General features: G+C 48.6%; 11 protein-coding genes and 1 pseudogene. 4 read left to right on the forward strand and 8 right to left on the reverse strand.

Going from position 1 to position 23,874, the window contains the following annotated elements; translation table 11 throughout:
- Positions 1-294 precede the first annotated feature (294 nt).
- Positions 295-2,097, reverse strand: coding sequence for a glutamine--fructose-6-phosphate transaminase (isomerizing) (gene glmS, locus K0C01_RS02955; protein WP_221170568.1), 1,803 nt, complete (start codon positions 2,095-2,097; stop codon positions 295-297).
- A gap of 2 nt (positions 2,098-2,099) precedes the next feature.
- Positions 2,100-3,251: a sugar phosphate nucleotidyltransferase gene (locus K0C01_RS02960; protein WP_221170569.1), complete on the reverse strand. Its 1,152-nt coding sequence runs from the start codon at positions 3,249-3,251 to the stop codon at positions 2,100-2,102.
- A gap of 2,159 nt (positions 3,252-5,410) precedes the next feature.
- Here K0C01_RS02960 and K0C01_RS02965 point away from each other — a divergent pair.
- Positions 5,411-6,739: an IS4 family transposase gene (locus K0C01_RS02965; protein WP_221169716.1), complete on the forward strand. Its 1,329-nt coding sequence runs from the start codon at positions 5,411-5,413 to the stop codon at positions 6,737-6,739.
- A gap of 311 nt (positions 6,740-7,050) precedes the next feature.
- Here K0C01_RS02965 and K0C01_RS02970 read toward each other — a convergent pair whose 3' ends face one another.
- The gene (locus K0C01_RS02970; protein ID WP_221170570.1) at positions 7,051-7,206 is read right to left on the reverse strand and encodes a hypothetical protein; all 156 of its coding nucleotides are present in this window, start codon (positions 7,204-7,206) and stop codon (positions 7,051-7,053) included.
- A gap of 553 nt (positions 7,207-7,759) precedes the next feature.
- On the opposite strand from K0C01_RS02970, the gene K0C01_RS02975 reads away from it, so the two are divergent.
- The gene (locus K0C01_RS02975) at positions 7,760-8,821 is read left to right on the forward strand and encodes an ATP-binding protein (protein WP_221170571.1); all 1,062 of its coding nucleotides are present in this window, start codon (positions 7,760-7,762) and stop codon (positions 8,819-8,821) included.
- 415 nt (positions 8,822-9,236) lie between these two features.
- On the opposite strand, the gene K0C01_RS02980 is transcribed toward K0C01_RS02975, so the two are convergent.
- Entirely contained in the window at positions 9,237-10,127 is an 891-nt protein-coding gene (locus tag K0C01_RS02980; RefSeq protein ID WP_221170572.1) for a DUF8008 family protein, read from the reverse strand.
- Between the two features lie 394 nt (positions 10,128-10,521).
- On the opposite strand from K0C01_RS02980, the gene K0C01_RS02985 reads away from it, so the two are divergent.
- A complete protein-coding gene (locus tag K0C01_RS02985) occupies positions 10,522-13,980 on the forward strand; it encodes a translocation/assembly module TamB domain-containing protein (RefSeq protein ID WP_221170573.1) in 3,459 nt (1,152 codons plus the stop codon).
- Positions 13,981-14,658: 678 nt separating this feature from the next.
- On the opposite strand, the pseudogene K0C01_RS02990 reads toward K0C01_RS02985, so the two are convergent.
- The 3 genes and pseudogenes from K0C01_RS02990 to K0C01_RS03000 form a co-directional block, all read right to left on the reverse strand.
- A pseudogene (locus K0C01_RS02990) lies at positions 14,659-15,656 on the reverse strand (IS110 family transposase).
- 481 nt (positions 15,657-16,137) lie between these two features.
- Positions 16,138-18,420: an Ig-like domain-containing protein gene (locus K0C01_RS02995; RefSeq protein WP_221170574.1), complete on the reverse strand. Its 2,283-nt coding sequence runs from the start codon at positions 18,418-18,420 to the stop codon at positions 16,138-16,140.
- An 80-nt stretch (positions 18,421-18,500) separates the two neighbouring features.
- Positions 18,501-21,260 (reverse strand): right-handed parallel beta-helix repeat-containing protein, encoded by a 2,760-nt coding sequence (locus K0C01_RS03000; RefSeq protein WP_221170575.1) that lies wholly within the window; start codon positions 21,258-21,260, stop codon positions 18,501-18,503.
- A gap of 212 nt (positions 21,261-21,472) precedes the next feature.
- On the opposite strand from K0C01_RS03000, the gene K0C01_RS03005 reads away from it, so the two are divergent.
- Positions 21,473-22,222, forward strand: a complete 750-nt coding sequence (locus K0C01_RS03005) for a phosphatase PAP2 family protein (protein WP_221170576.1) — start codon at positions 21,473-21,475, stop codon at positions 22,220-22,222.
- A gap of 162 nt (positions 22,223-22,384) precedes the next feature.
- On the opposite strand, the gene K0C01_RS03010 is transcribed toward K0C01_RS03005, so the two are convergent.
- Positions 22,385-23,701 carry an MFS transporter gene (locus K0C01_RS03010; protein WP_221170577.1) on the reverse strand — a complete coding sequence of 439 codons (1,317 nt, stop codon included), beginning with the start codon at positions 23,699-23,701 and terminating at the stop codon, positions 22,385-22,387.
- Positions 23,702-23,874: the final 173 nt, after the last annotated feature.

Consider the following 23,874-nt stretch of genomic DNA (forward strand, 5'->3'; position numbering starts at 1 on the left):
AGTGTGCGGTCAAAATTTTCAGCACTGATAACCGCGGGTCACAGACCGTAACATACTAACTTGATAAACAATCTCTCAGCGTAAAACACCGCATCGAACAGCGGATATCCGACCCAAAGAACTCAATCAGAACCCAACAGAGAGTACAACGAACCAGAATTCTCATAAGTCGATATCAAACAGTCGCGCGGGACAAATCCAGCCAACTAATTGATCGGGGCAACCTGTTTACACCAGACTGACCAACACAGTGCTGGATCGAACAATACAGAGACACAAAAACTGCAGAGAAAGCTACTCGACAGTGACGCTCTTTGCGAGATTGCGTGGCTTGTCGATTGATCGATCCTTGAGGTCAGCAACATAGTACGCGAACAGTTGCCAGTAGACATTTGCAACAAGCGGGGAGAAGACACCCACATCAGGGACACTAAAGGTTTCATCGAGATATCGATTATAGTCACTGGTTGTTGCACCAATGACCGGCGCTTCACGGGCCTGTACTTCCTTGACGTTGTTCTGTGTTTCCTGTGGGCGTGCACCCTCGGTCAACACAGCCAGTACCGGCGTGTGACCAGTCACAAGCGCAAGCGGGCCGTGCTTAAGCTCACCAGCAGCAAAGCCTTCGGCGTGATCATACGAGATTTCTTTGAGTTTGAGTGCCCCCTCAAGGGCGACCGGATAGCCAAGATGTCGACCAATGAAGAAAAACGAATCTGAATCAGCATAGGCTTCTGCAACAGCCCCAATCTGTTGATCCCGATCAAGCACCTGCTGGATTGCACCGGGGATCGAACGGAGATTTTCAAGGACCGTTGCAGCACGGTCACGGGACAACTCACCTCGCTTCCGACCAAATGCAACTGCCAACATGCCAAGCGTTGCAACCTGTGACGCGAAGGTTTTGGTTGCAGCCACCCCGATTTCAGGGCCAGCGCGAATAAACACACTCTCGTTTGTTTCACGAGTGACTGAGCTGCCAAGTGTATTTGTCACAGCCATTGTTTTCATCCCAGCATCGCTGGCCGTTCGGATTGCCGATAGCGTATCGGCCGTTTCACCACTCTGGGTGACAGCAAGGCCGAGTGTTCGCCATGGGTCTCGACTGTCATTGACCGCATACTCACTGGCAATGGTCACGGTCGTCCGAACGTTCGCCAGTTCTTCAAATAACCGAGCAGCATACTCGCCGGCATAATACGAGGTTCCACAGGCAACAATCTGGATTTCATCCAGTGACTGCAGATACTCATCCGGAATCGCAAGTTCAAGATCAGCCTCCCCAGCATCGACATCAAGCCGTCCTGAAATTGTCTGGCGAAGTGCTGATGGCTGCTCGTGAATCTCTTTGAGCATGTAGTGGCTGTAACCACCTTTTTCAGCTGCGTCTGCTTCCCAGTCCAGCGTTTCAATCTCGGGGTCAACCATCTCGCCGTGTCGATACAGATTCAATCCAGTAGCTGATAGCACAGCCAGATCGCCATCCTGCATGTAGGTCACGCGTTGTGTTTCCTCAAGAAACGCAGTCACGTCACTGGCGAGAAACATACCATCGTCACCATGTCCAATCACAAGTGGGCTCTCGTTCCGTGCCGCATAGATCCGATCATCACCTGCAACCATCACAACAATCGCGTAACTACCAGAGAGACGGTTGACCGTTTCTCTGACAGCATCTGCTGGCGTGAGTCCGTCATCTAAATACTCACTGATGAGATGTGGGATGACTTCGGTGTCGGTGTCACTCTCAAAGGTGTGATCTGCGAGTTCGTCTTTGATCGTATCGTAGTTCTCAACAATTCCATTGTGGACGACAGCAACGGATCCATCGCAGTTGGTGTGTGGATGGGCGTTTGTATCCGTTGGTGGGCCATGGGTTGACCAGCGTGTATGCCCGATTGCCCGTCGAGCGTCTGCTGATTCTGGTGCAGCCGAGAGCAGTTCTTTGACCTTGCCAGAGCGTTTGTAAATTGAAAGTTCGCCGGTATCGGCTGCGATCCCCGCAGAGTCATAGCCGCGATATTCGAGATTCTGTAGCCCTGTCCGAACAAGTGGTAATGCGTCTTGATCGCCAATATAGCCAGTAATGCCACACATAGTTAGCCCCGTGTAACGCGTGTTTCTGATCCAATCTGTCCAGCAAGCGATACGCCATGATCGACTGATGTATCATCACCAAGCAATGTCCCGGGTTCAAGCAGGACATTCCCACCAATCGAGGCATTGTCACCAACAACGCCGCCACAGGTCACAGCATCATGGACAACACCATCGATGGGCATTGCCGTCTCGCCGCCAGGAGCGGTTGTGTTTGGACCGACGGTGACGTTTGCAGCAATGACACAGTCCCGGAGGACAGCACCATCCTCGATTGTTGTATCCTGCATGATGACGCTGTTGCCAACGACGGCATTTGCACCAATCGAGACGTTTGGGCCAATCGTGGTATCGGATCGGATGACCGCGTTCGGGCCGATATACGCATCCGGATGGATATGTACTTGATCGGCAACCACTGCCGTCTCATGAATTATGCCCGCAGTTGATCCACCGTGTTGATCTAGCACCTGTCCGTTGACACGGGGAAGATCCCAGACCTGTGAAACGTCTGCCCACATGCCATCGTATCGGACAATCTCGACCTCGTTGTCATCAGCAAATGTGCTAAGCGCCCGTGAAAGCTGGATTTCACTGTCTGGTCCGGGCCCAGTTTGCTGAATGGCATTGAAGATATCACGTGGTAGTCGATAGATGCCGGCATTAATGATTTCTGAGGCCGGACGACCGACAGGTTTCTCCTCAATCGTTGCAAGTTGTGTGCCGGTTCGCTTGAGCACACCGTATTCGCGTGGTGTTTCAACACGGGTTGCAGCAACGGCGGCATCGCCGCCTGCGTTCATAACCTCAGTTACAATCTCGGGAGAGATAATGCGATCTCCGTTAAGTACAAGGAAGTCACCGTTCAGTTCTGTACGGGCTTGCTGAAGGGCATGCCCTGTACCGAGCTGGTCTTCTTGGAACACATAGGAGATATCGACATCCCAGTCATCGCCATCGCCAAAGTGGGTCTGGATCCGATTACGCTTGTGTCCGACCACAAGCACAATGTCAGTAACCCCTGCATCGGCGACGGCCTCAATCACATATTCAAGGATCGGGCGATTTGCGACCGGCAGCATCGGCTTTGGACGACGTGTTGTCAGCGGCCACAGACGCTGTCCCTCACCGGCGGCAAGGATAACGGCCTTCATTGGTTGGATACTCGCCTCACAATGTATACGGTATAATACACGTCAGCAAAAACGTTTGTTCTTCGTGCAAGTACACTGTAATCCGTCAGCGTTTGTTTGCCATCACGGTAGTGTTGTCTGAGACCAACGGTGGGGAAGCCCATCAACACTCACGCACGCCGACGCTTTGGAGCATTTGAAATAAACTTGAGAAAGACCCCACCATGTCGAGTGTTTTCTCTATTTTAACTCTTACAGGCTACATCCCCGTCCTCAAAGAGCGATCAACGGGAGCGAGTAGGGCGGGGTAAGTTCACCTGCGATAGATGGTCCTGTCGCACACCCCCCACCATGTCGAATGTTCATAGTACAGAACCAGTGAGTATACGTTGGACTTTTCCCACCCCACTGTGTCGAATGTTTATGCTGAATTTGGATGGTTTTGGTAGTAGCTTCTATGCCGGTTGTTGGTAATACAATTTTGTTATTCAGCCGCACCGCTGTATTTTTCTCGCCCGATTCATCCTCATTTTAGTGTTCTGTTGGTGGCCAGTTAGTCGTTACTTCTCTGATTCCTGATACTGCTCGCCGAGGGGCTTCAGCCGCGGGTTTCCGAAGCCGTATCGGGAGTGAGACCCAATTCGTTGGAGGCTATTCTCGACCGGACGGTCGCCGAGGGACTTCACAACCTGCAAAGACGGCGGGTATGCGACGGCGAGCGAGCTGATCTGAAGGCCAACTTGACTGTCTTCTTATGTGTGTACGGACGACGATATTCCTCTTGCTCTGAGCCCTTCTGATACTGACCAAGGCTTGGAAGCACTACTGAATAGAATAAGCGTTTTTTCGACTACTGATACAGGTATCATAGTATATTATAAGGACCCCCCACCATGTCGAGTGTTCTTGTGACTGCACAGACTTCTCGTCCTCACACCCCCCACCGTGTCGAATGTTCTGGCTCTACAGAGAATTAGGCAGAGTGCCTCGGGGCCGTTTGGAAATCAGAGATTTCCATGATGACGAGACGCTTTGCGTCTCGAACCACTTGCCCCCGAGGGTGAATGCCGTCGAAATATTATACAAATTTAAGGTGTTCGATCTATAATACACTGACAACGGCCAGAAAACGACCTCTCAAAGTATGGAGTTGAAGACCTCAATTCCTTCGCTGGCCGTTGGATTGGAAATGCGACTCCTCTCAAAACCGTCCATTGGGCGTGAGACGGGAGTTGTCGGGTGGTGGTGGAGCCGCCGACTCCCACGGACACATCGGTGTGTTCGGGTGTGAATTCCAGCCGACTCCTCACGGAGAAGGTCGGGAGGAATTGAATTCACCTGCGGGTGCAGTGTGGTCCCAAGACGGTGAAGCCTCGGGGCTTGACCCCGAGGTACTTCACTAAATACACAAAGGAACATTCGACACAGTGGGGTGAGGGAAGGTGGGATGATAATTCTGGTCTCTGCCAGATACACAAAAGAACACTCGACACGGTGGGGTGGGGCATCAGCAATTAACCTCCTCCACACAATTGAAGTCAGAGGGTTCCTCCGTGAGTAATCCAACCAGATCGATTCCCCCGACTATGAACTTGTGGGTTTGCTGATGTACCTTCGGCCCTCGAATGAGGGTGTAGCATGTCAAATTCATGTATTCGCTCGGTGTTGCCTTCCCTCTCGGGAGTGGCACTCACGGGCGTCCAGCATCGTGAGCAGCAGCCCGGGCCATCGGACTCACCCACATTGCAGCTGCCACAGGGAGTGATAAAGAGACATGCAAACCGCTGGTGGTTTGACTGCGAAAGTGTGTGAGTGTTGTGAGTTGTAGTGGTGAGACGCACTCGTGTCCGTGTTAAGCGGGAGCACGTTCCCCGCAGCAGCATGTCGCACGTCTACCGAGATATACCATTTCGGATAACATGAACAATGGGCCTACAGACAGATGAATCACATTGGTTGTTATCCAATTATAATAGGAAATTTTTCAATCAACGAATTCCATATCACAATAACTCCCACATATAAATGATCTTCACCGTCGCCACACTGCTGTTCTTTGTTGCGTTGCTTTTCTTCATAATGGTTGACAGAGGTGCATTCGTTCTAGTTTAGGCAGCGAACCAGCAGACGTGGCTACGGAAATCGCTGAAGCTACATGAGTAAGGAACCCGGTAGGAGATATGACCTACTCTCCACCGGATTCGGTAGTAGTTGAGCGAATCAAAAGAGCGTTTCCCTCCGATGAATTGCGCGACCGCGGTCGCGCAATGACAGAACGTGACCGGAAATTCGACTTCGTCGCACTGTTCTACACACTCTCGTTTGGATTTGCTGCTGGGTCAGATCGGTCTCTTCAGGCGTTTCTTGAACGCTACGTGGAGATGGCTGACTGTGATTCTCTCTCATATCCCTCCTTCTACGAGTGGTTCTCACCAGCGTTCGTTGCACTCCTTCGAGAGATCCTCGATGACGCTATCGAGGATCTCGACCCCGGCAGAAACGACTTGAGAGGGCGTCTCGAACACTTTCGAGACGTTCTCATCGTTGACGCAACATTCATCTCACTCTACCAAGACGCTAAAGATGTCTACAGAGCAACTGGTGATGACCAAGCTGGGCTGAAGTTACACTTGACCGAGTCGCTTTCGACCGGCCTTCCAACCCGGTTTCGAACCACCGATGGAGCGACCCATGAACGGAGTCAGCTACCCACCGGCGAGTGGGTAGCTGACGCCCTCATCCTGTTCGATCTCGGGTTCTACGATTTCTGGCTGTTCGACCGTATAGACGCCAATGACGGGTGGTTTGTCTCCCGCGTCAAGTCCAATGCTAACCCGAAGGTCGTCGAAGAGTTACGAACATGGCGGGGCAACAGTATCACGCTGGAAGGGAAGTCGCTGAAGGGCGTCCTCGACGACCTTCAGCGACAGGAGATCGACGTTCTCGTGGAATTGGAGTTCGACCGCAAACGTGGTTCTTCAGCCACTGCAACACGTCAGTTCAGATTGGTTGGGCTGCTCAACGAAGACGAAGACGAGTACCATCTCTACTTCACGAATCTACCGCGTAACGAGTACTCCGCGCCCGATATCGCGCAACTCTATCGGGCGCGGTGGGAAGTAGAGCTACTGTTCAAAGAGCTGAAATCGCGGTTTGGACTCGATGAGATCAACACGACTAAACCTTACATCATCGAGGCATTGGTGATCATGGCGGCGATTTCGCTGATGATCAGCCGCGAGATTGTCGATGAACTCCACAAGCTGGACGCGAAACGACGTGAGGCCGCGGACGCCGACGAGTCGGCGTCGCGGCTTCCTCCTCGTCGTGGTTCACTGGCGGTTGAGCGACATTCCCATCTGATTCAGTTGTACTTGATGCTTGAGCTGGGCTACGAACTGCCAGATCTGGACGAATTATTGTTGTGGGCGTCGCAGAATCCAAATCCACACAGGGAACGGTTACGCAGAGAGGTTGAATCGGGTGAGTTCGCCTTTGACCGCGACTAAACTAGAACGAATGGACAGAGGTGGACATTTTTTCTGGACAGTTGGCGTGATCGCGCTCAGTCTGGGAACGATTGCAGCAATACTGAATTGGATGTTACAGTTCTCTATCCCGTTCAGGTCAACACTCGTATACACCGAGCCAATCATTCAACGGCTGTTCACACAGCCATATGGATTACAAACTTGGCAACATGCAGTGGCAGCAGGGCTGCTCCTGATCATTTCGACAGTATTCAGTGACCTTGACGATCACATTGACAGAGACACAGAGAGCTAAAAGAACGAAACGACAGATGGAAGATCAGACCAGATCACGAGTCGTCGCCAATTGCTTCCGTCGCCTGGAGCGCCTGTCGAATGTAAAAATCTTTTTCATCACCATCATCTGCGTGCAACGCCTCTTCAAGCTGCTGGCAAACAGCGTCGCGTGGATCAAACGAGAGGTGATCGTTGTTCTGTGAATTCATTTACTATCTATGTGGTCACCTCATCGATAAAAAATATTGTGGTTAAGCAGTCAACTGTCTCGGGGGTCAAGTCCCGAGGCTTCCCCGTTTTGGGTCTGCACCACACCCGCAGGCGAATTTGATTCCCCTCGACCTTCCCGAAATAGGTCGGCTGGAAGTCACACCCGAACACGCCGATGTGTCCGTGAGGGTCTGGGCCTCCACCAGCCCACGACAACTCCAGTCTCACCGCAAGTAGCAGGTTTTGAGAGGAGTCGCAGTTCCAAACCTATCCAACGACCAGCAAAGAACGAGAGATCTTCTCATTCATACTTTGAGAGGTCGTTTTCTGGCCGTTGTGTATGCATTGCACCTCAAACCAGTTAAATTTATGGTAGATTATAACGGCCTTCGCCCTCGGGTGGCAAGTCGTTCGAGAATCGGAGATTCTCATGATCACAAAAACCGAAGGATTTCCGACGACTCCGAGGCACACTGCCTATTTCTCTGTAGGTCGGCGTATGTTGACATATGGGAAATGTTTAAGTAAATGACAAATATATGTAAATAATACATGGATGAGGATTCTTTTCGGTCAAATGACACCTATCAAGAGCGATATAATAAGTTAGTTGAAAACCTTCATGATCCGATCATGGAGGCTAATATTACTGACCGAGGTTTTACAATTCACCGTGTGAACGATGCGTTCGTTGATGTCTTTGGTTATGCAGATATCTCTGGCAATTCAGTAATTGAGCAAATTGTGCCAGCTTGGAAACGAGAACAGGCAAAGGAGATCAGGGATCGACTGTCAGCAGGAGAGACCGTCAGCAAACAGCTAACATTGGAGACAAGCGATGGGCTCAAAGAATTTTTGTTCAGAGGCGTTCCGCTTGAGGATGAGCAATACGATGTTGATGTCGTTAGTGTCTATACTGATATTTCAGAGACGATCGAAAACCGTCGACAACTGCGAGTGATGAATCGAGTTCTACGTCACAATTTGCGAAATAAGTCAAATATTATCAGTGGACATGTGGCACAACTACTCGCTGAACTCCCAGAGCAAGATCAGCAGCACACGGAGGTAGGGGCAAAGATTGAGCGATCCGCGAATAGTCTTATGGACTTATCAGAGGAAGCACATCGAATTCGAAAAATCATTTCCTCAGAGTCAGTGACCCAGTCAGTTGACTGTGTGCCACATGTACAGCGAGTCGTTCAAGATATGCAACAGCAGTATCCGTCCGCTGAGATTCAACTCGATTTGCCTGATGTGCTTCGTGTCAGCGCTGATCAGACACTCTGGATGGTGTTTGAGAGTGCAGTTGAAAATGCAATCGAGCACAACATAGCTACAGAACCGCAGGTGATAATTGAATGTGAGCAAGTGACTGCCGATGGTTGGGTTGAAATTCAGATTAATGACAATGGCCCCAAAATTCCAGACGAAGAGCGGAAGATCCTCAACAGCAATAAAGCTATTACACAAACACAACACGGAACCGGTCTTGGTCTGTGGTTGATTAACTGGGCGGTGCGATCCTATGGAGGACGAGTGACTGTGGAACGAAGTGACATCGGCGGGAACAGTGTGCAAATACGATTACTACAAGCACCAGCACAGGACTGACATTGACTTCCTCCACACAACTGAAATCGGAGGGCTCTCACATTGAGATAGCTAGTTTGCGACCGACGAGTACCAGCTAAGTTAGGCAGCTGTTGTTCTTACTCGTTAGTAGGAATGAAAATACAACGATACTGTCCACAATTCAATGCGTTATTGCAAATGGAACGGGTTTGTTGCACGTTCTGAACCGAATAACGAAATCATATTACCAACAACGGTAATCACGACTCCGGTGACAGGTGTCGTCACCGGAAAGGACCTCTAGCCCCGTCCCCCTCTTTCGTCGTTTGTCGTCGTTTGCTAGAACATACATACAACTAACCGTACAACACTAACATAACCAAACTAACATGATCTAGTTAGTTGCCTGAGAGATGAACCCTTCTCAGGGGTGAAATTTGCCCCGGGGACATGTTCATCCGGTGACGACACTTGTCCCCGGACTGGATTGATCACTATCCATTGAGTGTGACTCTCCGGGAATCTCTGCGTCATTCGGGATAATGATGCGTCGCTCTTTGTAGGTCAACCCGTCTGTCCGTCGCGTCTTTTTCTTCACCTGAATTCGATTCCGCGTGAGCATATGCATCACGTCGATAATCCGTGAGACTAACTTCTTCGCGTATTCTTGGCTCACGTCTGAGCGTTCTCGAATAATCCACATCTTGAGATCAGATGCAGACACATACTCACGGACGTTTTTACACCCACGTTTCCATGGACTATGCCGATTACCTCGAGAAGCCCACAGTTCCGCTGCTAACTCCTCAGCATCCGAGTTTGTGGTTCGATTAAACGTCTCCTCGTCCATCCGGTTTAATTTCTGAATCGGTAATAGGTCTTCATATGGAAGGGCATCAGGGCCATTTGCTTCGATATCATCTGGGAGATCTTTGGCTTTGTAGAAGACTTCACCGTCTCGATTGATTGTCTTTAATTGGTCAGGCCCGTCCGGCAGCAGATCCGGCATAACGTGGTCTTTCCGGAGTTTACTGCCCTTTTGGAGTTCTTTACTGTGCAGTTCACAGAGCATGTCTCGGTATTGATCGATCCACTCGGTGACCCAACCTTCTTGCTTGGATTCAAGATCAATAATTGTCGAATTGAGCTCATCTAATTCTTCATTCGTTTCTTCAAGTTCTTCACGTAGTTCGTCGTTTTCTTCGCGTAATTCCTCGTTGGCTTCTTTCAACTCAGCAATCTCGTCTTTTAGCGAATCAATTTGAGCTTCCTTTGCTTCAAGTTGATCGGTGAGCTTGATTACCTGCGATTCAAGCGAATCAACACGAGAAACAAGATCACTCATCACAACCACCTCTGGTAGTAGCAAAAGCAGCCTGCTGTGCTGGGTTGGTGGCAATGGTATATGCTAGCGATACACCTGTTCGTGCGAGACATTGATAGTCTCGTAGCGAATTGCTTTGCATGGCTTCCGTACCTCGGATACGGGAGCCGTCGCAGGCTGGTGTCACCGCACCGGCCTGCAACTTCTCACTAATTCTGACCCGCTGTCAGAAACAAGTGTCTCCCGATAATTCCATATCACTTAGCCGAGACTATAAAACCTCAGGAAAGCGCCTTGGTAGGGCCCGCTGATTAGATGGTCAATGAGATTAGTAAGACTGTACGAGAGGAACAGACCGGCTGAAGTACATCGACTGATAGAGTCAATCCTTATTTATCCTCATCTCAAAGTTACAATGACTACGATCGTGCAGATGCACCGCTTATCGACAGAGACGAACACTGAGTCGTCATCTGGCCGGAGTCTACGAGAGGACACAAGAGCGGTGACGCCACTAATTGGATTTATTTTATTATTTGGAATTGCAGTTGTTGCGTTTGCCGGGTACCAAGCAACAACAGTACCGGAGCAAAATCTGCAGACGGAGTTTCAGCATCACCAAGATGTACAAGACGACATGATTGATGTTCGGTCGGGGATACTATCAGCAGCAGAAGGATCCGACACGTTTCGTTCGATTAAGCTCGGGACAACGTATCGAGATCGGATCTTTGCAGTTAATCCATCAAATCCTGCTGGAACAATAGAGACATCAGATCCGTATCCAGTGTTAGTCACCGATGGCGACTCACTTGCTCCGATCGGTGCGCCGATTAGTGACAGGTTTGATACAGAGAAAGATCCGATCACTCGATTATTGACTTATGAAAATCAGTACAGAGAGTTCGAGGCAGGACCAATTACATACGACAATTCACTGGTGTATCAGGATGACAGAGATCGGGGTGGAAATATTGTAGAACGTGCTGAGCCTCGGATTGTCAGAGACGAAGAGGTTCAGATTGGAACATTACAAAACGAGTTTTCAAGATCAGGGATTGATCGAGCCAACATTGATCTGATCGGTGAATCTGCTGAGTTCCAAGATGACGGTAACACTGACAGTGCTAATGTCTGGCTTCCAACCAAGATTGATACAGAGAATGCCGAGCTCTGGGAAGACGAGTTTACAGACAGTGACCTAGTTCAGTTCAATGGGATTACTGAAGATTACTTTGATCCGGGGGTCCATCGACTGGAGGTTATCGTACAGGATGTAGACGCACTTAACCTTGGAACAGTCGGTGTCAACGGTGCTCCAGACGATAGTGTCGACGAACTTGATCCAGAACCGCGGTTGGCAAATCTTGACATCGATAATCAGGGGCCAACAGCTGTTATCGATTCGGGCATAGAGAATATTGATGTTGATGTAGATGTGCTAAGTCTTGGATCACAAGCAGAAGATCCACATGTAGTCACCCTACAGATTGGTGAGGACGAAGGAATCGAGGAGACAGTGGAGGCAAACAGCCCTGAATTTGGCCAATTTGAGCCAGTGAGTTTCAGCGATGTTGACGTGGGGGATCTCGATGGGGATGAGACATATAATGTCACAGTATCCATTGACGATGAAACGGATGCTATTACAGGAGAACTCGGAATACTACCAGAAGAGGAATCGCCGGTGGACATCAAAATAGGTGACCTAAACAATAATCAAGACGGACAAACACAGATCTTCACGTTCAGTAATCTTAACGAAGCTCTAGAGGAAGGTGATGATAACGAAGCTCTAGAGGAAGGTGATGAAATCGTCGTCGATCTCAGTGGTATTCCACAAAGCGAGATTGACTATAGTATACCACCAGGGCAGGGCCCAGATAATGCAGAATTAGTGCGCGATGGACAAAGTGCAGGTGCACAAGTGACCAGCATCATATACACGATTGACGAAGAAGAAGGAGATGAGGTTACCATTGAGCTCGACCAAGTAGACGTCACAGACGCAGAAGATGGATACACTGTTCCAGTTGACATTGCTGGAACACTTACAGAAGGAAGCTTCAATGTAATTCAGTTATTCAATGCTGAACTCGATGACAAAGGTTTTGCAAAAGAGGGGATCTATGATGGGGAGAACCATGTCAGCGATGATTTGTCTGAGTTAGATGGGTCAAGCGACACTGGTGAGCAACTAAATGCCCTATCGACCGAATCAGAGATTGAGGAAGTTGATATTGACGATGAGTATGCAGGATTTAATCTTGAGGGAACTGGAGAATTAGTAATTGAAGACCGGCTACGAGTGAATGATGTCACCGGAGATGTCCAACTCTATGCTGGGGACAATATTAATATCGAAGATGGGGATATTGAGATAACCGACAAAGTAGAGGGTGACGTCAGGATATATACTGGCGGCGACTTAGATCTCAACGAGAATGACATCGACGTTGAAGATATTGACGAGGATGTTGAAATACGTGCAGAGGGAGATGTTGACGCTGACAATATCGATATCTCAGATGTCGGCGGTTCCGTTCAGATTACTGCTGGAGAAAATATAGATGTCGATAATAACATCGACATTGAAGATATTGACGAGGATGTTGAAATACGTGCAGAGGGAGATGTTGACGCTGACAATATCGATATCTCAGATGTCGGCGGTTCCGTTCAGATTACTGCTGGAGAAAATATAGATGTCGATAATAACATCGACATTGAAGATATTGATGGGGATGTTGAGATAGAAGCTGAAGGTAATATAGATGCTGAGAATATTGATATCTCAACAGGAGACAGTGACGAGATAAGTGGGGATATTCATGTCGGAGCCGGGAACAATATACATGCTGAAGATATTGATATTTCACCAGGAGACAGTGGTGAGATAGGCGGAGACGTTGAAATACATGCAGAGGGAGATATTAACGCTGACAATATCGATATCTCAGATGTAGACGGGTCGGTTCAGATTACTGTTGGTGATATGATAGATACAGATGGTGACATGACGATAGATAATATCGAAGAGAATGTTGACATACGAGCTGGGAGCTCCATAGAAGTTGGCGAAGATGGCGGCAGGGGAGACGTTACACTCGGAAGCAACGATCCAATTGACGGAGATATCTCAGTAACAGCAGGTAAGGACATTCGTGCTGGGGTCGACGTAGGCGAGTTTACTGGAGACCTCGCAATTGGTGCTGATAGTGAAATAGCAACCGGAGATCAGGGGATCTCAGTTACTCCGGATGAGAAAGATACCGGGACAATCTCAATAGAGGCTGCAGAGATTGGTGGAGAGAAAATAGAAGTTGATGTCGATGAGGATGTGACAACAGATGAAGTACTCATAGAGAGTACTGGAGACATCATACCTGAGGAGATTACCGTCAGTGACATCAACGATGATCTCCAAATTCAGGCCAGCGGAGACATTGATAGTGATATTGAGATCGAAGGTAATGCGCCAGTTAGAGGTGACGTTTCAATAATAGCAGAAGAGAAAATTACGAATACTGATGGAGACATAACGATCGAGGACGTTACTGGCGAAGTAACGATAGTTTCAGAGGATGAAATTGATGCAGATGACATAACAATTGAGGATATTACAGATCAGATAAATCTGTTCGTGGAGAATGAGTTAATACTCGATGGTGAACTCGAGATTACGGACAGTTCCGATGCCGATCTACATGTGTATATTGGGGTAGGAACCGATGACGACGATATTGGCGAGACAGACGTTGCTAACGTATTCTTATACTATGATGACAGCGATGCTGATCCAAAGTACGACGGGTTTGATGATCCTGAGCCGGAAGATCAAAACCGTGATGACTTCCCGGTTGCAATCGGCTAATATTGTATCACGTAGCTACATCCAGGAGAGATTGATTTTGAAAGAGAGAAGGTACAACAAAAGGTTAGTTTGAAGATACAGCTATGCTAATTCAAATGTCGCCTCGGCACTATCAGCATACTGCTCTCCAGTAATTTGCTCTTCAACATCTGTGACCTCCTCCGCGTCCTGAAGGACGCGGCTTCCCGTACCGCAGCGGTGGGAGATTTGCTGGTTTGCAGACCCATCGGCATGACGCGTCTCTTGGCGGGGCCATGCCGCCGTTACTCCTATCCCGTGTGGGATTCGGAGTTACCGTGGTTGCGGGAATCCAGCGGTCTGAAGGGGGGATTCCTTCAGACGTAGAGTCCCGAATCCGATATTATCCGTTTACGACGGCGGCGAACCGCCTCGGTGTATTCATGTAACGGGTCACAGAATATTAAATCTCGGGATTGCAGCATCGCTGTCAGGTGTTCCCCCAGAACGGACGCGATTCACCTATGGAAACGCTGCTACCTACACAAACCACCGTTTTCGATAAAATAGTTACGCCGTCTCGGAGGCTGCTGCTCTCCCAGTCGATATGCGGTCCCAATCGTGATGCGGTGCGGTCGCTGTCTGGCGATAGCAGTCGCTCACGAAGGGCCTCGACCAGCCACTGAGGGCCGCCCGACCGGCGGCCCTCAGATCCCTCGTCTACGCGCTTACACCAGGTGGGTCGTACACTTCGCCTCGGTCAAGCATGTGGTACATCGACACCAGCATCTTTCGAGCTGTTGCCACGATTGCTTTCTGTGAGTTCTTCCGACTAGCTAACCGCTCGTAGAACCGACTCAGATACTCGTCGTTACAGGTGTGGACAGCAGTATGAGCGGCCTGAACGAGCAGCCACCGGACTCTCCCTGAACCACGTTTCGAGAGTTCACCTTCGATCCGCGAGTCGCCGGACTCGCGGATCACCGGGTTCAACCCGACGTAGCTGATGACTTCTTTGTCACCGTCAAACCGATCAATCTCGCCTAATTCAGCGTAGATCGTCAACGCCGTATAGTAACTCACACCAGGAATCGTCATCAGCAGCTGGGTCTCCTCCAGAGACCCAGCGCGTTCTTCGATTGTCTCTTCGAGATTCTGTATCTCATCAGTGAGCGTCTCAATCACTTCGAGGTATGACTCAACACCGATTTCCATGGCGTCGGGAGCGAGAGTTCCCGCAGGAACTCTCGTCCCTCTTGGGTCAACGGCTTCACATCTTCGCTGATGCCGTGATCAGAGAGGAGGCCGTGAACCTTGTTGGCATACTCTGTCCTGTGTTCGACTAACGACTGTCGCCCGCGCACGAGTGCGCGGGCTTCCCTGATTTCGTCGGTCGGAACATAACTCTCAGGCACGGAGTTCAACCGAACCATCCGCGCGAGTTCTTTGGCGTCAACACGATCAGTTTTCTTATCAGTATCAGCGATCTGGTTCAGTTCCTTCGGGTGAGCAACAGTCACATCCAAATGCTCCGACAGCGTATCGTGGATGTGGTAGTAATTGCTGGTCGCCTCTATCGCGGCTTGTGCGCCAGCGTACCGCTGTGCAAGGTCATCGAGGTTCGCGTTCTCGACGCGAACCTCTTCGACGATTTCTCCAGACTCATCCATTACTGCCACCTGTGCGTACCGTTTGTGGACGTCGATTCCGAGGTACATGGTTTGTTCACCTGGGACGCCAGTGCGTGAAGCAGAGATTCACCTATTCGGGCTTTCCCGGATGCCGCGCCGCGCGGCATCCGGGCTGTAACGCCCATGACTCGGCTTCTTTCGCACACGGACCAGTCACTCCCACGTGCTCTGAGGCACGGAATCGCGTTCGGTCTCTTGCGCCCCACATCTTGTTTCACGCTCTCGGGGAGTAGCAGCGTTTCCATCGAGTCACTCCCGCCCTGTTCGTTCCTCGGTTCCGACTGGTGTCGGAACACTCGTCACTCACGGGAAGGGCGGGATTCTCTCGCTGTATGAAGATAGACACCTCGTACTCTCCAGTTGGGTCATCATCGAATGTCTGATACTCACGTGTTGGCATCAAAACTTGGAATCCAGCGTCTTCCCAAGAATACGTAGGCTCTGAAGTCTCCCACATGGTCCCGTCTGGATCTTCAACACTGAATGTAACGTCTAAGAAATGACAATGCTATCCACGAAAAAGTGAACCCGAGCCAGACTCATCGTCGACGTTGTCATCTGCGGAACCATCCACAGAATCGGAGACAGGGCTATTTTCAGCATCAGCGTCACTGTGAGCAGTAGAGACAGTGTCAGTTTCAGCGACATCGTTCTGCGATTCCGCTTCGCTATCATCGTCACGGTATATATAAAGTAATCCGATTGCAATGATTCCAAGCGTGCCACCACCGACAGTGGTTACAAGCAAGATCAATCCAAATGTATTGTCATCGTCGTCTTCGCCATTACGATCAGGTTCTTCTGGGGAAGGATCGGAAGTATCATCAGGGGAGGAAGGTTCATCCTCAACTGCCGGTTCAGCGAGTACGAACACAGAAGGTGACGTAAGATCTGTCGTCACTGTTGTCTGGGCATCACTGGTAGTTAGCGTCTCTGTATCTGTAGTGATGTTGTGTATTGTTTCCTGAGTTCCGTCGTGATGGATCAACTGAAGGGGATCAGACACATTTGCTGTATATTGATCGAACAAATCAAAGAGTTGGACATCAACAGTTCCGACCTGCTCATTCTCAGCGATTAGTTCCGTGGTCGCCAGTACGGTTCCATCAGGATCAGAAACCTGCTCTGGAACGGTTGATAGATTTCCAGCATACAGAGACTGTTCTGTAACGTCCTCACCTGTTGTCACAGAGGCTGCAAGCATTGAGGAGGAGAATGCAGCGGTACTTTCGTCCGAGACTGAATCGTAGGTGAAGACAGCCCGTTCTGCGTCAGTGATTGTACTTTCTGGTACTGCTGAGTAATTCGAATAGACCGAATGCTGTATGTCTTTAGTAGTATCAAGAACGTCAATCGTAGTACTCTCAGTAAGCGTCGTGTCCTGCTTCGTGTAGGTTACTGCAATTGTTGTTGTGCCGGGATGTTCAGCAGTGAACGTGCCATCACTAATCGTTCCAACAGAGTCGTTGGCAACGGTATAATCAGTAGTTTCATCGGAGGTGACGTCGTGTGAGGACCCATCAGAGTAGACAGCAGTAAGTCCAATCTCATCAGTTGCATCAGGGACCATTGTTTCTGGAGCATCTGAGAAGTAAAGATCAGTCAGGACGGGTTCAACGGTAACAGTTGTTGACTCAGTTTGTTTTACACCGCCTTCAGAGTACGTGACTGACAGAGTAGCTGTCCCGCCAGCTTGAGCGGTAATGGTAGTTCCATCGACAGAGACAATGCTTGGATCGCTAGTTTCGATGGATGTTGATTCATGAGATGTCACATCAGCATCTTGTGCCTCATCGAAGAGTGCCGTTGCTGAGATCTCTGCTGTTTGGTCGGGCTTTAGCTCGGAAGGTTTGAGATCAACAGCAAGGTCAGTTGGTGTGCGCTCTTCTACCGTTATGTTGATTGAGTCGGATATTCGAATGCCTGTATCAGCATACGAAAACGTTATTTTGGCACTTCCAGCAGATTGTGCATTCAAACTTGACTCCGCAGCTACAATCGCATTCTTGTTATGTGAGGTAATGTTCGCATTTTCAGTTACTACTTGATGTGAGCCGCTTCTGTATTCGGCGGTAATAGTTACTTCAGGTGAGTCTCCCACAATTGGAGATTTGGTTTGAACATCAACTTGGATATCGTCTAGTTTATCAATGACGTGAAGATCAGCAACTGTGCTGTATTCATTGTCATGGCTATCAGTGTATGTAGCACTGATCGTTGCTTCTCCTGGATCACGGGTTGCTATACGATCTCCATGTAGTTCCGCAACATCTGGGTTTAAGGAATCCAAATTAGCATCTTTGGTGATATCAGTTTCAGATCCATCGTCACATACACCTATAACACTTAATTCGACAGAAGTTGCAACGGTAGTTTCGTGTGTTTCTAACTCTATGTATATGTCATCGACTTCTACGAAAGTGAGATCCTGTTCATACATAGAATTATCACCAACGGTGAACGATTCAATCGCCTGCGGTCCGTCAGAATACTCTTGATAGAATGTGATCTCATCACCGGTCGAAGCTGGAACAATAAGATCATTGTAACATCCTGAGTCTTCGACTTTTGTCGATGCCTCACCACCTGAGTCGCTAACAGCAACAATTTCGGTTTCCGGCTCAAGAGGGTCTCCAGATTCGTCTGCTGCGTGACCATAGAAGGTAACTGGATCCTCAGGTGCGTCTGCGCTAACAACAGGGACACCGACGCAAACTAGTGTGGCGATACAGGCAAAGACGATTGAACACGATACTACAGTTCGTGTAACGGAGGACTGCTGATTGTACATGTATACTCTTAATAACGTGGTGTTGGTTCTGGGTGTGAGCGCGTGGGGGGCAAGGCAAGAATCAATTAGCAAACCGATGGTTAGCCTCCTGGGTCGGGATCATATACTGGAGTTTGGATAGACCGATCGACAGGGGTGGCTCCATCCTCAACATAGATCCAGTACAGGCTATAGCTCGATATCGTTGAATCAGCATACAGGCGCTTCGCAGAGTCAACAGTATAGGCGACGACGTCAGTGTCGCCGTACTTTGTATCAGAATCTGAAACCTCAATTCCTGACAAGTCTTGATTGACAGAAACTGTGTTACTACTGCTCACGTCATAATTGGTACTGACAAGATTCCATCCGTCCTCAAGTGAGACATTTATTGAGGATTCATCATCAGTTGGTTCAGTTGCATATGAGAACCCATATCGAGTGTTGGCATCAGACAGATGAAAGTAAAACCCATTATTGAGAGGTTCACCTGTAATAATATCTCCCGTATTGATGGGAAGGTCAACTGACTGATACTCTTCTATAGACGCATTCCAGGTGACGGTGTGTGGATCTGTCTGATCAAAATATACTGCCGACGGTTGTGGAATTGAGACAGGAACATAGCCAGATTCTGGTGATTGATGCGCCTCATGTAAGAGAGTAATAGAGTCAACGGGACCAAGATCTGTGTGAGGAATAGTGATATCAACCTCACCAGAGTCGATATCTGCTGCGTCGAATGATTCGGTCGGATCATCAATAGTAAGGTTTGAGATAGATCCAGAGTCAAGTTCTCCGGTGAATTCTACGCCAGCAATCTCAATGACGATAACTCCGGATGCCGGTCGAGGTTCTCCAGTATCACGAGGGTCATACGTTATATTCTGACCGGTAAAATTGATAGCTTGTTCTGACTCAGCAACTGGATCACGTTCTATCCCAAGAAAGTCTATCTCCGGTGATATATTTCCGACATCAACGACGGTGGCAAAGTCATATAGCTCAATCTCACCATCTCCTTTGTTAATTATCGGATCTCCATCCCCTTCACCAACACCGCCGGGCCCATTCGTTGAGTTCCACCAGTTACCATTCAGACGTAGAGAACGGTCATGTTTCGCTAAAATAGCTTTTTCGTGACTACTGGCAAAGATGCTATCTACAACTCTAGCAGTTGAAACAGTGTGTAGGGCCTTATGGTTGGAGTCAAATACACTACTACTAATCTGTGAAAATCCCGTATCAAGATACAATCCTGTTGAAAAATTTTTGATATTGTTGTCGCTGATATATGAGTCAGCTGTACCTGTAACGGAAACCCCGGTGGTTATCACTTCATTTCTGAGAGAGACAATATCGTTTGATGAGATGTGTATATCACTATCGTGAATGATATCAATTGCCGGGGCATCAGTAACAGTATCAGACCTAGTCTCAGTGAGGCGTACTAAGTTATTATTAAATTCCACGTACGATTCAGACTCAATGTCTACGATGGGCGTATAGCAAGATTGGATGGTACAGTCCTTCACATATAGTTTATTTTTTATATTCTTTGCAGAGATTACGGGCCCACATTTACTCTCAGAATTGTTGAATCGAAGATTAACCATTTGTATTTCTGGTTCAGTACCAAGAGTTGCGTCTGCGCCATCGGCTGGAGTGGCTATGTTCACTGCTCCACGTATCAGTGAGTGATTACTAGTGCCGGAAAGAGTGACTGGAGAATCTACTGTCACAGATGAATGAAATTCACCTGCATGTATCTGAATTTCATCCTCAGCCGATGCACCATCCACAGCCTCTTGAATACCGAGATATGTCTGATCAGCGTTTTCAACAGGAGCAACTGCTGTGGTAAGATTCTGGTCGGCATACCACGGAGTCACCTCAATAGGTGTTGCATTAGTAACAGACAATGTCGCTGCGTTGCGATCTGGGGACAAGGCGTGCTGTGGATTGGTAAGTTCAGCAATGGTGGTAATATCTGGTCCATACTGATGACCCCACCAATTTGGAGCAAGCGTCAACTCTCCAGTTGAGCAGTCTGGCATATCGACCTCCATATGCGTGGAAGACGAGAATTCATTGTCAGCAATTACGGCAGCATCTATGTCATCTGTCGCTGAGTCAATGACTACCGTCAGGTCTGTGTCTGTAGCAAACGTATTATCCCGTATCGATATACCGCCGTTATCAGGACGAATATCAGCTATCTCCACAGAAAGCCCTGCTGCAACAGTATTCCGTTTGAATTCGACATCGACAGCAGAATCAACAACGATGGCGCGCTCACCCTGGTGGCTGAATTGACTGTCGTGAATTGTGAGTTCGTCTACCGACGTGTATGCTGCAAAGCCAGTCGAAGGTGTACCGTTGACCACGATATCGGTAAGCGTAATATCAGTCATAGGTTCAGCTTCAGAAGTGGCGATTACTGCATCACTATCGACATTCGCATCGTCAGTAGACGTAATCTCAAGTGAAGAAAGTACGACATCAGAACTAGTAATTTCAAACAGCTTCTGTGTCTCTGCCGGAGTGTTGATGGTCGTCAGATCATCGGTGGCACTCGTGATCGTTACCGGCTGATCAATGACAATCGGAAGTTCAGGTTCAGCAGCCGGATCATATGATGCATCAATATGGATGTCACCACCGTCAGCAACATGATCCAATGCCGAGTGAATATCAGATACCTCAGTCTCCGTTGTAGGATTGTCAGTGACAGTAATGGTTTTACCATCCGGTGCAGCAGCGGCAGTGCCAGCAACAAACCCTACAAAGAAAACCAAACAAACAACGATAGTGGCACTAATGCGGAAGACATCTGAGTGTTGGTATGGGAGGGCAGGCATAATTGCTTACATGGAAATTTTCAGTCAGCAGGCGGCAATATGTGTCGATAGTTCAACCTGAGTATTTATTTGCATTGATTTAGCCGCAAAATTAATTAAATAAAATTAAATAGCGATACTAACACGTGGTAAATTGAACACGTTCAGCGAAAAGAAATCGAACATATTAGTTTTCGGAGTACATAACAGAATGTACGACTGTGTATACCGGTGTGCTATTTGACGCGGAGGTTGTCGAAGCTGTTGCCGGAGGAACACCAACGTGGCTTGCGTTGATTTTCTTACTGTTTTCGTATTTAGGAAGTATCTATGTTATTGGTCCAGCAATGGTGTATGTCTATTTCCGGGGGGATGACCGATTAACAGCAACATGGCCAGGAATTGTACTTGGGGGATACGGATTATTCGTTATTTTGAAGGCATTGATTAATATTTCCCGGCCAGATGTGGCGTCACCACTTGCTGATGTTGGATTACCACCGCTGGTCGATCAGTTGCATGTCCTTGCCGTGGGATTTGAAACAGGAAGTTTCCCCAGTGGCCATGCCATTGCAACCGTTGTTTTCTATGGACTGCTGATTCTCGATAGCGACTGGAAAACACAACGTCTTCGATTATTCCTGCTGTTCCCACTGATATTGTTAGTCGGATATAGCCGAGTAACGCTTGGCGTGCATTTCGTTGGAGATATCATTGGCGGATTCTTGATCGGGGCACTGTATCTCGGAGGGATGGTGTACCTGCGCCAGCAGTATCTACAACCTGCGCAAGTAATGTTCAGGGTGGCATTCCTGATCGCTATTGGAGCCGCAATTGTTGAACCAGCACCAGATACGATTGGACTTGCCGTAATTGCAGGGGTATCAGTTCCACTTCAGCAGAAACTTGATGAGTTCCAGAACACAGAAGCATCACGATATCGGCGTGTGTCACGGTATGTGCGTGACCGGTTGCTTTCCTGACTATTGTAAATACAATCTCGTTGTTCAGCCTGCAGCGGGATGTTTCAGACCAATTCTTCAGTTACACATGGATGATCTATCTTCAGTGAGAGCTACTATTTTTGCCGCGCTCTGACACCAACTCTTCAGATCAGTAGCTGAATAGAATTTGTATGTAATCAGCTACTGATATGGGTCAAATTCACGGCCAAACAGTACGAAATACACTACCCCAATCATGCCAATAGCAGAGGCAAGAATAAAGGAAAGTTCCGGGCTGACAAACTCCCAGAGAAAGCCACCAAGTACACCGCTCGGGATAACAATCAGGCCACGAACGAAATAGTACGAGCCAGTAACCCGACCACCTGCACCCTGTTCGGCCGGTCCGACAATCAGTGCCTTGTGAGCTGGTAATCCTGCAAAGCGGAGTCCCGAAAACGCAAACAACACAAGCAAGATCCAGACGTTTTCCGGGGCAAAAATGAGCAGGATGGGAAAGATTGCATATACGAAAAATCCAAGCCCAACAACAGGCTTGAGCCCGACATACTCAGCGAGTTTTGCTGCTGGAGCCATTGTCAACAGCGCCACGAGCATCTCAATACCAAGGAGGACACCGAAAAATGCTGCTGGTGAAAGATCAATTGTACCAAGGGCTGGTACCGAAAAGGTAAGCCCAATATCAAGCAGTTGTGTGATGACAAGGATGAAAAACGCGTAGACCATCCCATTGGCAAAGCGGACAAATGTATCTGCGACAAGTAATGGTCGAAGTTCGTCAGGAAGTGCGCGAATATCACTGATAATCTGCCCAAAGCCTTCGAATTCTTTGCCGATTGAATCTCGCTTTGCCACATAGAGGTAATGCTGAGCGATTGTTCCAAGCAGTCCAAAGACAATGGCAATTACAAGTACCCATAGAAAGCCGGGTATCAAATCATCAGCAACAAGCACAGCAACAATCAACGGCGCGAGTAAAAACGCAGTGCGTCGGAATGTTTCAGTGCTAGCAAATCCACGTGCAAGTTCATCCGGGCTGGTGCTTTGCTTGACAATCGCATAATGGCCGCCGATACCAAATGACTTCCAGCACTGGGCCAAGAAAAGTCCGACAAACACCCAGATCCACGGCTCGAGAGTTAAACCTGCAACCACGACAGCTGGGATATACGCGGAGACAAGCCAAACAGCAAACCCAATGGTCGAGATGAATCCAAAAACGGTTAGCGCATATCTCGATCCAACGCGATCTGAAACAACGCCACCGTAGTATGGATAGACAGCACCGATGATATTCCCAAGTGTTGCAAAAAGTCCAACCACAAAGCCACCGGCTCCTAAATACACGAGGTACTCCGGCAGGAATCGGTTGGTCATCTGGAAGCCAAGGCTAAACGCAAACATCGCAAGCGAAAGAACCAGCACATCTCGTTCAAGTGAAAGAAACCGTCGAAATGCATCGATTGGACCAGAAACCTCGACTTTTTCCTGTGACATGTGGATTAGTAGTATAGTGGTGTACCATCTGCTCCCGATGAGTATACACGGAAGAGAGCTAATTCCATATTGAGACTCGTCTTACTAGACAGTTATGCTGATTCCAGCGTTTTGTGCAGGAAAACCACACGACACAGTGATATTCAGGATCAGGGGAGATGGTGATTTCCGGC

The organism is Salinarchaeum sp. IM2453, assembly GCF_019693215.1.
Classification (GTDB): Archaea; Halobacteriota; Halobacteria; order Halobacteriales; family Salinarchaeaceae; genus IM2453.

What these genes read in the sequence shown, in the direction of transcription:
- K0C01_RS02995 (WP_221170574.1), bottom strand. Translation starts at nt 18,420, where the DNA reads ATGTACAATCAGCAGTCCTCCGTTACACGAACTGTAGTATCGTGTTCA.
- K0C01_RS02960 (WP_221170569.1), bottom strand. Translation starts at nt 3,251, where the DNA reads ATGAAGGCCGTTATCCTTGCCGCCGGTGAGGGACAGCGTCTGTGGCCG.
- K0C01_RS02980 (WP_221170572.1), bottom strand. Translation starts at nt 10,127, where the DNA reads ATGAGTGATCTTGTTTCTCGTGTTGATTCGCTTGAATCGCAGGTAATC.
- K0C01_RS02975 (WP_221170571.1), top strand. Translation starts at nt 7,760, where the DNA reads ATGGATGAGGATTCTTTTCGGTCAAATGACACCTATCAAGAGCGATAT.
- K0C01_RS02965 (WP_221169716.1), top strand. Translation starts at nt 5,411, where the DNA reads ATGACCTACTCTCCACCGGATTCGGTAGTAGTTGAGCGAATCAAAAGA.
- K0C01_RS03010 (WP_221170577.1), bottom strand. Translation starts at nt 23,701, where the DNA reads ATGTCACAGGAAAAAGTCGAGGTTTCTGGTCCAATCGATGCATTTCGA.
- glmS (WP_221170568.1), bottom strand. Translation starts at nt 2,097, where the DNA reads ATGTGTGGCATTACTGGCTATATTGGCGATCAAGACGCATTACCACTT.
- K0C01_RS03000 (WP_221170575.1), bottom strand. Translation starts at nt 21,260, where the DNA reads ATGCCTGCCCTCCCATACCAACACTCAGATGTCTTCCGCATTAGTGCC.
- K0C01_RS02985 (WP_221170573.1), top strand. Translation starts at nt 10,522, where the DNA reads ATGACTACGATCGTGCAGATGCACCGCTTATCGACAGAGACGAACACT.
- K0C01_RS02970 (WP_221170570.1), bottom strand. Translation starts at nt 7,206, where the DNA reads ATGAATTCACAGAACAACGATCACCTCTCGTTTGATCCACGCGACGCT.